Below are 12600 nucleotides of genomic sequence, written 5' to 3'. Positions count from 1 at the left end.
AGTGCGGCGGCTGCTGTGATTGCGCGAGCTGCTGCTCGAACTGCGGTTGCGGCGACGGCGAGGGCGACTGCGGTTGCTGCGACTGCGACTGTTCGCGCATGTCCGCCTCCGGCCGAGTCTGCCGGTGCGCCTCGGCCCCCGCCGGGGCACGGACCGGTTCGGCGCCGCCTTCTCCCACCCTTCCCCACCGAGGTCCCCCACCCCGCCCCACTGTGCCCGCCAACAGGGCTTGAACAGGGGGTTTGCTGGAAGTTGACGGGCGCCGCCGCGCTCCCCGCCCGCGGACGCGCGCGGGGAGGCAGGAAGCGGGAAAAGTTCACCACTCCCGTGATAGCTGGGATGACCTGCGAAATCGGTCTACCGGGGAGGCACATCACCCCGTGTTTCGATTGAAAGTGGGGGAAAGTGGGGTAATGTGGAGCGCGCACTACAGGAGAGGCCGTAAGGCGCTCGGCCGGCCCAGCCGGCCAACACCAGTCGAGGTGGTCCGGTAGGAGGTATCGGGTTGTTTCTCGGTACTTACACACCTCGTCTGGACGACAAGGGGCGACTCACGTTGCCCGCGAAGTTTCGAGATGATCTGGCGGGAGGGTTGATGGTCACGAAAGGACAAGACCACAGCCTTGCCGTCTACCCGAAGGACGAGTTCAGCGCGCTCGCCCGGCGAGCGGCGTCCGCATCGCGGAGCAATCCGCAGGCACGGGCGTTCATCCGGGCACTGGCAGCGGGCACAGATGAACAGCATCTGGACTCGCAGGGCCGGATCGTCCTGTCGGCCGAGCATCGTCGGTACGCCAATCTCAGCCGCGACTGTACGGTCATCGGTTCGGTCGACTTCCTGGAGATTTGGGATAAGCAGGCGTGGGAGACCTACCTCGCCGAGCACGAGGAGGACTACGCGGAAGCGAGAGACGAGGCACTGGGCGGAATCTTCTAGCCCGCGCGAGTGCCACGCGGCCTCTGCCCGGATGCGGACCCTGGCGTACTTCCCCGACGCCAGGTGCCGCTTCGGTCAGAGACCCCGCGGCATTCGTGAAAGCCGCCGATTCCCTTGTGTCACAGGCACAGTCGAGGTGCCGGACAGGGGTAGGCGGTGAACCCGATATCTCACGCAGCAAACTAATCGGCCGCTTCGGCAGGATGTTCGCGCCGAGGCCGCGGTGTGATGCGACCGGAATCCGGTCATTTCCCAGCGAGGCAAGAATCCGGGAGGTCAGGTGAACCGTGAGCAGCACGGCACACGACACGTCCCTGTTCTGCTCACCCGCGCGGCCGAACTACTCGACCCCGTTCTCGGCGAGCCGGACGCGGTATACCTGGACGCCACACTCGGGCTCGGCGGTCACGCCGAATACTTCCTGCGCACCCATCCGCGGCTGCGCCTGGTAGGTCTCGACCGCGATACCCACGCCCTCGCCCTCGCCACCGAGCGGCTGCGTCCCTTCGCGGACCGGGTGACGACGGTGCACACCCGTTATGACGGGATCGGGGACGCGCTGGCCGAAGCCGGCCTGCCGGCGACCGGTTCGGTGAGCGGAATCCTGATGGACCTGGGCGTCTCGTCCATGCAGCTGGATGAGGCCGAACGCGGGTTCGCCTACTCGGTGGACGCTCCACTGGATATGCGGATGGATCCCACCACGGGTCCCACCGCCGCCGATGTGCTCAACACCTACGGCCGCGGCGAGCTGGCCCGGGTGCTGAAAACCTATGGCGAGGAACGCTTCGCGAACCGGATCGCCGGCGAAGTCGTGCGGCGCCGCGAAAAGCAGCCGTTCCGCACCAGCGCCGAGCTGGTGGCCCTGCTCTACGACGCCATCCCCGCCGCCGCCCGCCGTACCGGAGGACATCCGGCCAAGCGCACGTTCCAGGCGCTGCGCGTGGAAGTGAACGGCGAACTGGATTCGCTGCGTGCCGCGCTACCGGCCGCGCTGGCCGCGCTGCGGCCCGGCGGGCGGATCGTGATCATGTCCTATCAGTCGCTCGAGGACCGGGTCGTCAAACACGAGCTGGCCGAGCGCGCCAAATCCCGCACACCGGTGGATCTACCGGTCGAGCTACCCGGAATGGGTCCGGAGTTCCGGATCCTCACCCGCGGAGCCGAACAGGCGGGCCCCGCCGAGCTCGAGGAGAACCCGCGGTCGGCTCCGGTTCGGATGCGAGCCGCCGAGAAAATCGCGGGGGAGGCGGGATGAATCGGTTCACCGGGGCCGCGGAGCACACCGGATCGATCGCTGTCACAACGGCGAATTCGGTTGTCTCCCTTACGCGGTTCCGGTACCACAGGGCGTATGCGATACGTGGATATCGCATCGGTGCCCGGGATGTCGCTGCACGAGGGATGCGGCACCCGGGCACGGACCACAGGAACGGCATCCGCGGTGCCATACCGCGTGCCATCACACCGATACGGGGGTGTCAGGTATGAGCGTGGCTACACGTACCGAAACCGGGCGACGGCCGGCCCGGCGCGTACACGACGCGGAGCGGGTGAAATCCGGTGCGGCGCAGCGCGCCTACGCCCGGCGCCGGCAGCGCGCGGTGATACCGCCCGCGGCGTCCGCGCCCGGCGGTTCGGAACTGACGGGGCGGGTGCCCTTCGTCACCGCGATTCTGGCCATGTTCGGCTGTGGTCTCGCCCTCACGCTGGTTCTGACCACCCGCGCGGCCGAGGACAGCTACCAGCTCAGCGACGCCCGGGAAACGAATCGGGTGCTCTCCGACGAGCGCGCGGCCCTGGAACGCGAAGTGGCGGCTGCCGATTCGGCCCCCGAACTGGCCACCCGCGCGCGGGAGCTCGGCATGATCCCGGCGGTGGATCCGGCGCGGCTGGTGGTGGCCCCGGACGGGACCGTCACCGTGATCGGTGAACCGGCTCCGGCGCAGGGCGCCCCGGCGCCCCCGCTCAACGCCCCGCCCCGCACGGCGCCGCGCAGCGGCGCGGACCCGGGCGAACGCGTGGTGCCCGTTCCGGAACTGCCGCACGCGGGTGCTCCGGCCGCCACTCTGCCGGGCGCGGTGCTCGCCGCGCCGGGTACCGAACCGGCGCCCGCCGCTCCGGAACCCGCACCCGCGCCGGGTGCCCCGGCGGAGGTGGTCCCGGACGGCGCGCCGCCGGTCGCAGATCCGGGCGCGGTGGCCGGGCCCGGCGCCGAGGTACCGGGCGAGCAGGCGCCGCCGAATGCCGAGGCACAGGTTCCCGGCCCGGTGCCGGGTGCCGCTCCGGTCGACAATCCGGCTCCGGTCGACGGGGCGGCTCCGGTGGTACCGACCCCGACCGTCGAACCGGCGCCACCGGTCCAGGATCCGGCGGTGCCGGCGGGTGAGGGGATGCGGTGAGCCGCAGCGGGTCGGGACGTGGGCGCGGCGCGCCGAGATCCCGGACCGCTGCGCACCGGGAGACCGCTCCGCAGCGGTCCCCGGCCGGTCCCCGGCGTCCGGGAAGTGGGCCCCGGCGCAAATCAGGAAAGGACGGGCCGGTCCGGATCCGGCTCGGGACCGGACGGGTGATCATGCTCGTGGCGCTGCTGGTGGTGGCGCTGCAACTGCTGTGGGTCCAGACGATTTCCGCGCCGTCGCTCTCGGCGCAGGCGGCGGGCCAGCGCACCACGTACCAGGATCTGCCCGCTGCCCGGGGCACGATCACCGATCGGCACGGGAAGGCCCTGGCGCTCACGCTCATCGCCCAGGCGCTCAGCTTCCAGCCGGTCCGGGTGCGCAAGGATCTCGCCGACGCCAAGGCGAAGGACGCGTCCGCGCCCGACCCCGAGGAACGGCTGAAGGAAATTGCGGGCACCATCCACCGGGTCCTGGGCCGGGACGGGCCGGCGGAGGCCGAACTGCTGGAGAAACTGCGCGGCGACGAGACCTTCGTCTACCTCGCCCGCAACGTCGACCCGCGCAAGGCCGACGAAATCACCGCGAAATTCCCCGAGGTCGGCTCGGAACGGCAGGACCTGCGGGAATACCCCGGCGGCTCGCTGGCCGCGAATATCGTCGGCGCCACCGGCTGGGACGGCCACGGCCGGGTGGGGCTGGAGGCGTCGCTCGATTCCGCGCTGGCCGGCACCGACGGCTCTTACACCTACGATCGTGGTTCCGACGGCGCGGTGATCCCGGGCAGCTGGCGGGACCGGCAGCCCGCCGTGGACGGTAACGACGTCGAGCTCACCCTGGATTCGGATCTGCAGTACTACGTGCAGCAGCAGGTGCAGCAGGCCAAGGATCGCTCGGGCGCGCGCTCGGCCTCCGCGGTGGTGCTGGATGCGCGCACCGGCCAGGTTCTGGCCATGGCCAACGACAACACCTTCAATCCCGCGCTCGGTCCGCAGCACTGGGATCCGGCGGGGCTGGACAACCCGTCGGTGACCCAGCCCTTCGAACCGGGTTCGGTCAACAAGATCGTGACCGCCGCCGCCGCGCTGGAGAACAAGCTCACCGATCCGGACGAGGTGCATCAGGTGCCCGGGCAGATCCACATGTCCGGAGTCACGGTCGGCGACGCCTGGGAACACGGTGTGGTCCCCTACACCACCACCGGGATCTTCGGAAAGTCCTCCAATGTCGGCACCCTCATGCTGGCGCAGCGGGTCGGGGAGGACCGGTTCGCCGATATGCTCACCCGGTTCGGCCTGGGCCGGCGCACCGATGTGGGGCTGCCCGCGGAGAGTTCCGGGCAGCTGCCCGCCCGCGATCAATGGTCCGGCGGTACCTTCGCCAACCTGCCCATCGGGCAGGGGCTTTCGATGACGACCCTGCAGATGACGGGAATGTTCCAGGCGATCGCCAACGACGGCGTGCGGATTCCGCCGCGTATCGTCCGCGCCACCGTCGCACCGGACGGAACCCGAACCGAGGAACCGGCTCCCGAGGGTGTGCGGGTGGTGAGCCCGGAAACATCGCGCACCCTGCGCACGATGTTCCAGTCGGTGGTGCAGAACGATCCCACCGGCGTCCAGATGGGCACCGGTTCCGGGGCGGCCGTCGAGGGCTACCGCATCGCCGGTAAGACCGGAACCGCGCAGCAGGTCGACCCCAACTGCGGATGTTATTCGACGTCCTCCTACTGGATCACCTTCGCCGGTATCGCGCCCGCCGACGATCCGCGCTACGTCGTCGGGATGATGCTCGACGCGCCGGTGCGCAGTTCGGACGGAAGTGGAGGACAATCGGCGGCGCCGCTCTTCCACGACATCGCCTCCTGGGCTCTGCAGCGGGACCGGGTACCACCGTCGACCGAGCCCGAACGGCAGTTCGTCCTTCAGGCGTCGTGATTCGGCGAACCGGCTTGTCCGTACGAGACGTGGCGTCGGTAACCTGACACGTCGTCGTACCCGCGCTTCATCATGCAGAGAGGAACCCTGTGCCCGCGCAGTCCAGCCAGCACGCGCTGCGGCCCTCCAAGCCACCGTCGACGCCGCTGTCCCACCTGCTGGATCTGATCGCCGCCGAACCCCGGCCACCGGTCCCCGCCGAGGTCGCGATCACCGGTATCGAACAGCGCTCCCATGAGGTCCTGCCCGGCGACCTCTTCGCCGCCCTACCCGGCTCCCGCGCGCACGGGGCCCGTTTCGCCGCGGCCGCGGTCGAGCGCGGCGCGGTCGCCGTGCTCACCGACGCCGCCGGCGCCGAACTCGCCGGCGAGCTCCCGGTCCCGGTACTGGTCCGCGAGAATCCGCGCGCGGTGCTCGGTGAGCTGTCTGCGGCGATCTACGGCCGGCCGTCGGAGCGGCTGCGGATCGTCGGGATCACCGGCACCTCCGGGAAGACCACGACGTCCTATCTGGTGGAGGCCGGGCTGGCCGCGGGTGGCCTGTCCACCGCGCTGATCGGCACCATCGAGACCCGGATCGGCGGCCGCCGTGTGCCGAGCGCGCTCACCACTCCCGAGGCGCCGCAGCTGCACGCCATCTTCGCGCTGATGGTCGAACAGGGGGTGGATGCCGTGGTGATGGAGGTGTCCAGCCACGCGCTGGCGCTGGGCCGGGTCGACGGGGTGCGGTTCGCGGTCGGCGCGTTCACCAACCTCTCCCAGGACCACCTGGATTTCCACGCCGATTTCGAAGACTATTTCGCGGCCAAGCGCCGGCTGTTCGAGGCCGATTCACCGGTGGCCGCCCGGACCGCCGTGGTGTGCGTGGACGACGCCTGGGGCCGCCGCCTGGCCGACGGTCTGGCAGCGCCGATCCGGGTGTCCACGACGGGTGCGGCGGACTGGTCTGTCACCGGCCCGGCGCGCGCGCACAGCGGTGAACAGGAATTCACCGCCGCCGGTCCGCAGGGCGAGACCACTGTCCGGCTGCGGCTGCCCGGCGACTACAACGTCGCGAACGGACTGCTCGCGCTCGCGGTGTGCGCGCAGGGGGGCGTCGCGCCGGAAACGGCCGCGGCCGCGCTGGCGGCGGTGGACGTACCGGGCCGGATGCAGCGGGTCGAACGCGGGCAGCGGTTCCTCGCCCTGGTGGACTACGCGCATAAACCCGCCGCGGTGGAATCGGTGATCGCCACTCTGCGGGCGCACCTGACGGCAGCGGAGAGCCGAGGCCGGCTGGCCGTGGTGGTGGGCGCCGGGGGCGACCGGGATGCCGGGAAACGAGGTCTGATGGGCGCGGCCGCGGCACGCGGCGCCGATCTGCTGATCGTCGCCGACGACAATCCGCGGACCGAGGATCCGGCCGCGATCCGCGCGGCCGTGGTCGCGGGGGCGCACAGCGTCGCCGAGGATCAGCGCGGCGAGGTCCGCGATATAGGGGACCGTGCCGCCGCGATCGAGGCCGCTGTCGGCTGGGCCCACGCGGGCGACGTGGTGCTGGTGGCGGGTAAGGGCCACGAGGCAGGGCAGGAGATCAACGGGGTGAAATATCCGTTCGACGACCGCGAGGTATTGGCGGCGGCCATCGATTCGACACTGCGGCACAGCCCCGGGGACACGGACAACGGTTCGTGGCCGGCGGGCGCGGAGGACATGACTGTTTCATGATCGATATGACACTGCGGGATATCGCCGAGGTCGTAGGCGGGCAGCTGCACGATATCGGTGACCCGGAAGTGCGGGTGACCGGGTCGGTCGAATTCGATTCGCGCCGAATCGGTCCCGGCGATATCTTCCTGGCGCTGCCGGGCGAGTACGCCGACGGACACGATTACGCGGCCGCGGCGGTCGCGGCGGGCGCCGTGGCGGTGCTGGCGGCCCGGCCGCTGGGCGTACCCGCCATCGTGGTGACTCCCGCACCGGATACGGCGCCGTCGAATGCCCTGGCGCTATCGCATGATTCGACCGGCGCGGGCGCGGCGGTGCTGACCGCGCTGGCCGCCCTGGCCCGGGAAAGCGTGTCGCGCCTGGTCGCGGCCGGTGGCCTGACCGTGGTCGGCGTGACCGGTTCGTCGGGCAAGACCTCGACCAAGGATCTGCTGGCCGCGGTGCTGGCGCCGCTGGGCCCGGTGGTCGCCCCACCCGGCTCGTTCAACAATGAACTGGGCCATCCGTGGACGGCGTTGCGCGCCGGCCCGGACACCCGGTTCCTGGTTCTCGAGATGTCGGCCCGCGGGCCGGGCCATATCGCCGCGCTCGCGCGGGTGGCACCGCCGAGCATCGGGGTGGTCCTGAATGTCGGCACCGCCCACCTGGGCGAGTTCGGCAGTCGCGAGGCGATCGCGAAGACCAAGGGCGAACTCGTCGAAGCGCTGCCGGAGACGGGCCTGGCGGTGTTGAACGCCGACGACTCCCAGGTCAGCGCGATGGCTTCGCGGACGACTGCGCGGGTGCTGATGGTCGGCCAGGCGGCCGGTGCCCGGATCCGCGCCACCGGCGTCACCCTCGACGATCGGGCCCGCGCCTCGTTCACCCTGCATACGCCCCTCGGCGAGCGCGAGGTCACCCTCGCGGTGCACGGCGAGCATCAGGTGGGCAACGCGCTCTCGGCGGCGGCGGTCGCACTGGAATGCGGCGCGGACCTCGATACGCTCGTCACCGCCCTCTCCGGTGCGCGGGCGGCCTCGGGCCGGCGGATGGATGTCCGGACCAACGCCGACGGCGTCACCGTGATCAACGATTCGTACAACGCCAACCCGGATTCCATGCGGGCCGCGCTCAAAGCGCTGGTCAGCGTGGCGCGGGCCGGTGCCTCGGCGCGGCGCAGCTGGGCGGTGCTCGGCGAGATGGCCGAACTGGGCCCCGAATCGGTGGTGGAACACGACGGTATCGGCCGGCTGGCGGTTCGCCTGGATGTGGACCGGCTCGTCGTGGTCGGGACCGGACGACCCTCCCGGGGAATGCATCAGGGAGCGGTCATGGAAGGCTCGTGGGGTGAGGAGTCGGTGCTCGTCCCGGATATCGAAGCGGCCGTGGAACTACTCGCCGCCGAAGTCGGCCCGGGCGATGTGGTGCTGGTGAAGGCATCGCAGTCGGTCGGCCTGTGGACGGTGGCGGAAAAACTGCTGGACGCGGGTGACAAGGATTCGGGTGCCGGTACGCCGGCGCCGGGCGGCGCAGGTGCCGCCGACGGGGTGAGCGCGGAGGCAGTGCGTTGAGACAGATCTTGTTCGCGGCGGCGATCGCACTGACGGTGTCGATCCTGTTGACACCGCTGCTGATCCGGATATTCGCCCGGCAGGGCTTCGGACAGGAGATCCGGGTCGACGGCCCGGCCAGTCACCAGTCCAAACGCGGCACCCCCACCATGGGTGGCGTCGCGATCATCATCGGTATGTGGGCCGGCTATCTGGGTTCGCATCTGATCGGTATCGGATACGAGGCCGAGGGGCCGTCGGCTTCGGCGCTGCTGGTGCTGGGCCTGGCGACCGCGCTCGGCGTGGTCGGATTCATCGACGATTTCATCAAGATCCGCAAGGGCCGCAACCTCGGTCTCACCGCCGCGGGAAAGTACCTGGGCCAGATCACCGCCGCGGTGGTGTTCGGGGTGCTGGCGCTGCAGTTTCCCGGGGGTAGCGGCCTGTCTCCGGCCAGCCGGCAACTGTCCTATGTCCGCGATATCAACACGGTCTCGATGAGCGTGGTGGTGTTCCTGGCGTTCGTCTGCCTGATCGTGGTCGCCTGGTCCAACGCGGTGAACCTCACCGACGGTCTGGACGGGCTCGCCGCCGGGTCGATGAGCCTGGTGCTCGGCGGCTACGTGGTCATCACGTTCTGGCAGTACTACCACTCGTGTGAGACCAAACCCGAGACCGGCTGCTACAACGTGCGCGATCCGCTGGACCTGGCGCTGGTGTGCGCGGCGGGTACCGCCGCGTGCATCGGATTCCTGTGGTGGAACGCCGCGCCCGCCAAGATCTTCATGGGCGATACCGGATCGCTGGCGCTCGGCGGCCTGCTCGCGGGTCTGTCGATCACCACCCGTACCGAACTGCTGATGGTCGTCATCGGTGCGCTGTTCGTCGCCGAGGCGGCGTCGGTGGTGCTGCAGGTGGCGGTGTTCCGGACCACCCGGAACCGGTTGTTCAAGATGGCGCCGTTCCATCATCATTTCGAACTGAGCAAATGGGCGGAGACCACCGTGATCATCCGGTTCTGGCTGCTGGCCGCGATGGCCTCGGCGGCCGGGCTCGCCCTCTTCTACAGCGAATATCTCTCTGCGGTCGGGTGAGCTGACGATGGAGGAACATGTACCGCGGGCGCTGCGCTCACCGGGGCCGATGCTGGAATTCCTGCGGGGGCGCGACGTCCTGGTCGCCGGCTGGGGGGTATCCGGTCGTTCGCTGATCGGCCCGCTGCGCGATATCGGCGCCCGCCCCGTGGTCACCGACAGCGGGGCCAAGGCGCTGGCAGAGGCGGCCGAACTGGGGTTGGAGATCGCGCCCTCGGCGGAACTGGAACACACCGACTGGTCGCGGTTCGCGCTGGTGATCACCAGCCCGGGCTGGCGGCCGGATTCACCGGTGCTGGCCTCGGCGGTGTCCGAGGGCATCCCGGTCTGGGGCGATGTGGAATTCGCCTGGTGGGTGGATCAGGCCCGGATCTACGGACCGGTCCGCAAATGGCTGGTGGTGACCGGGACCAACGGAAAGACCACCACCACGCAGATGACCCACTCGATCCTGCGCGCCGCCGGGATTCCCAGCGTGGCCTGCGGCAATATCGGACTCCCGATCCTCGACGCGCTGCGCCGCAATCCCGGACCCCAGGTTCTGGCGGTGGAACTGTCGTCGTTCCAGCTGCACTGGGCGCCGTCGGTACGGCCGGAGGCCGGGGTGGTGCTCAATGTCGCCGAAGACCATCTGGACTGGCACGGCGGGCTCGACGCCTACGCGGCCGCCAAGGCGCGGGCGCTGCTGGGCCGGGTCGGCGTGGTCGGCCTCGACGATCCGGTGGCCGCCGGCCTGGCCCGCCGTTCCAAGGCCCGGCGTACCGTCGGGTTCCGGATCGGCGTTCCCGCCGACGGGGAACTCGGTGTGGTCGACGGCAAACTGCTCGACCGTGCCTTCACCAAGGCGGCGATCCTGGCCGAATCCAAGGAGATCAGCCCGCCCGGACCGGCCGGGGTGGCCGACGCGCTGGCCGCGGCCGCGCTGACCAGGGCCATCGATGTGGCGCCGCAGTTCGTGCGCGAAGGCCTGATCGAGCACAAGGTCGGTCCGCACCGATCGGCGCTGGTCCGGGAACTGGGCGGGGTCGAGTTCGTCGATGATTCCAAGGCCACCAATCCGCACGCCGCGCGGTCGTCGATCCTCGGGCATCATCACGTGATCTGGCTGGCCGGTGGTCAGCTCAAGGGCGCCGGGGTCGAGGACCTGGTCGAAGAGGTCGCCGAACGCCTGGTCGCGGTGGTGCTGTTCGGCGTGGACGCCCCGGTGATCGCGGCCGCGCTGGCGCGACACGCCCCGGAAGTCCCGGTCGTCGAGCTGGATACGCGAGACCATTCGGGGATGGGGCAGGCAGTTCTGGACGATGCGATCACCGGTACCCGGGATACCGGTATCGCCGAGGCCGTGATGATCCGCGCGGTACGCGAGGCGGCGGCGTTCGCCGGGCCCGGCGATACCGTGCTGCTGGCGCCGGCGGCGGCCTCGCTGGACATGTTCACCGACTACACCCATCGCGGCCGCAGTTTCGCCGGTGCGGTGGAGGACCTGAAGGACGAGGACCTCGGGCGGCGGTTATGAGACCCCGCGGTACGCGACAGCTGCAGGTGGGCCGTTTCGGCGCCTGGCTGGCGCGGCCGCTGGCCTCCTTCCACCTGGTGGTCACCATCGCCACGCTGCTGACCGTGCTCGGCCTGGTGATGGTGCTGTCGGCGTCCAGCGTGGAGTCCTACGCCGACGGCGGTTCGGCCTATTCGCTGTTCGCCCAGCAGGCGATGTACGCGACAGTCGGCGCCGTGCTGTTCTACCTGGCATTGCGGATCCCGTTCCGGCGGCTACGCCAGGTGTCGTTCCCGATATTCGCGCTCTCGGTGCTGCTGCTGGTTCTGGTGCTAATCCCCGGGGTCGGCAGTACGGTCAACGGCGCGCGCCGCTGGATCGACCTGGGTTTCTTCTCGATCCAGCCGTCGGAGGTCGTCAAGGTGACCTTCGTGGTGTGGGGCGCGCATCTGCTGGTCTCGCGCCGGGCCGCGGCCCGCGCGGCCAACGACCCGCGCGGGTTGAAGAACATCCTGGTGCCACTGGTACCGGCGGGTCTGCTGGTCTGTCTGCTGATCGTGCTGCAGCCGAACCTGTCCACCACCATCGCGATGGGTATCGTGCTGCTGGCGTTGCTGTGGTTCGGCGGCCTGCCCATCCGGCTGTTCGTCACCATTCTGGCCGCCGGTGGTATCGCCGCCCTCGTCCTCGCGTTGTCGGCCGGGTACCGCTCCGACCGCATGCGCGCCTTCTTCAATCCCGGTGACGATCCGCAGGGCATCAACTACCAGGCCCGGCAGGCGCTGTACTCGCTCGCCGACGGCGGGTTGTGGGGCCGCGGGCTCGGGCAGAGCCGGGCCAAATGGAGCTACCTGCCGAACTCACACAACGATTTCATCTTCGCCATCATCGGCGAGGAACTCGGATTCCTCGGCTGCGCCCTGGTCCTGGGACTTTTCGCGCTGTTCGTCTACACCGGCCTCCGGATCGCGGCCCGCTCGGTGGATCCCTTCCTCCGGTTGCTGACGGCCACGGCCACCACCTGGATCACCGGTCAGGCGCTGATCAACATCGGTTATGTGGTCGGACTGCTGCCGGTCACCGGGTTGCAGCTGCCGCTGGTCTCCGCGGGCGGTTCCTCGCTGGCGCTGACCCTGCTGATGTTCGGCATCATCGCCAACGCCGCCCGGCACGAGCCCGAGGCAGTGGCTGCCCTGCACGCCGGCCAGGACGGGCGGGTCAGCCGGTTGCTGCGGCTGCCCAAACCCGAGGTCTACCATCCCGTCCGGACCCGGGCCGGGGCCCGCCCGCCCGACGACCGGACTCCGGCCCGCCGCCCGGCCCGCGACCGGACCGACGAGCGCGACGACCCACCCGCCCGCACCCGCGCCAGCAGCCGCGGGACCGATACCCTGCGGGCGACCCGGGCCTGGGAGCCCAGCTATTCGGTGACACACGCACGAGAACGGGGAAGATACAGGTGAGCGCACCTCAGTCCGCCGATGATCATTCGGCCCACGAGGA

General features: G+C 70.1%; 9 protein-coding genes. All 9 read left to right on the top strand.

The window, feature by feature from the left end; all coding sequences use genetic code 11:
- Positions 1-505: 505 nt before the first annotated feature.
- The 9 genes from mraZ (at position 506) to ftsW (ending at position 12560) form a co-directional block, all read left to right on the top strand.
- Positions 506-937, top strand: a complete 432-nt coding sequence (gene mraZ / locus AB0F41_RS13145; RefSeq protein WP_357423235.1) for a division/cell wall cluster transcriptional repressor MraZ — start codon at positions 506-508, stop codon at positions 935-937.
- 280 nt (positions 938-1217) lie between these two features.
- Positions 1218-2195, top strand: coding sequence for a 16S rRNA (cytosine(1402)-N(4))-methyltransferase RsmH (gene rsmH, locus AB0F41_RS13140; protein WP_357423233.1), 978 nt, complete (start codon positions 1218-1220; stop codon positions 2193-2195).
- A 229-nt stretch (positions 2196-2424) separates the two neighbouring features.
- The gene (locus AB0F41_RS13135; RefSeq protein ID WP_357423231.1) at positions 2425-3339 is read left to right on the top strand and encodes a hypothetical protein; all 915 of its coding nucleotides are present in this window, start codon (positions 2425-2427) and stop codon (positions 3337-3339) included.
- A 173-nt stretch (positions 3340-3512) separates the two neighbouring features.
- Positions 3513-5273: a penicillin-binding protein 2 gene (locus tag AB0F41_RS13130; RefSeq protein WP_357423253.1), complete on the top strand. Its 1761-nt coding sequence runs from the start codon at positions 3513-3515 to the stop codon at positions 5271-5273.
- A gap of 89 nt (positions 5274-5362) precedes the next feature.
- Positions 5363-6979 (top strand): UDP-N-acetylmuramoyl-L-alanyl-D-glutamate--2,6-diaminopimelate ligase, encoded by a 1617-nt coding sequence (locus AB0F41_RS13125; RefSeq protein ID WP_357423229.1) that lies wholly within the window; start codon positions 5363-5365, stop codon positions 6977-6979.
- Entirely contained in the window at positions 6976-8529 is a 1554-nt protein-coding gene (gene murF / locus AB0F41_RS13120; RefSeq protein ID WP_357423227.1) for a UDP-N-acetylmuramoyl-tripeptide--D-alanyl-D-alanine ligase, read from the top strand. Before AB0F41_RS13125 ends, murF begins: the two co-directional genes overlap by 4 nt.
- Complete coding sequence (mraY, locus tag AB0F41_RS13115) at positions 8526-9602, top strand: phospho-N-acetylmuramoyl-pentapeptide-transferase (RefSeq protein ID WP_357423225.1); 1077 nt, start codon at positions 8526-8528, stop codon at positions 9600-9602. Before murF ends, mraY begins: the two co-directional genes overlap by 4 nt.
- Before the next feature lie 49 nt (positions 9603-9651).
- On the top strand, positions 9652-11118 hold the full coding sequence (gene murD, locus AB0F41_RS13110) for a UDP-N-acetylmuramoyl-L-alanine--D-glutamate ligase (protein WP_357423251.1): 1467 nt from the start codon (positions 9652-9654) through the stop codon (positions 11116-11118).
- A complete protein-coding gene (gene ftsW / locus AB0F41_RS13105) occupies positions 11115-12560 on the top strand; it encodes a putative lipid II flippase FtsW (protein ID WP_357423223.1) in 1446 nt (481 codons plus the stop codon). The genes murD and ftsW overlap by 4 nt, the downstream gene beginning before the upstream one ends.
- Positions 12561-12600 lie beyond the last annotated feature (40 nt).

This window comes from Nocardia sp. NPDC024068, from assembly GCF_040638875.1.
Classification (GTDB): domain Bacteria; phylum Actinomycetota; class Actinomycetes; order Mycobacteriales; family Mycobacteriaceae; genus Nocardia.
This window is presented reverse-complemented; position numbering and strand designations above follow the sequence as displayed.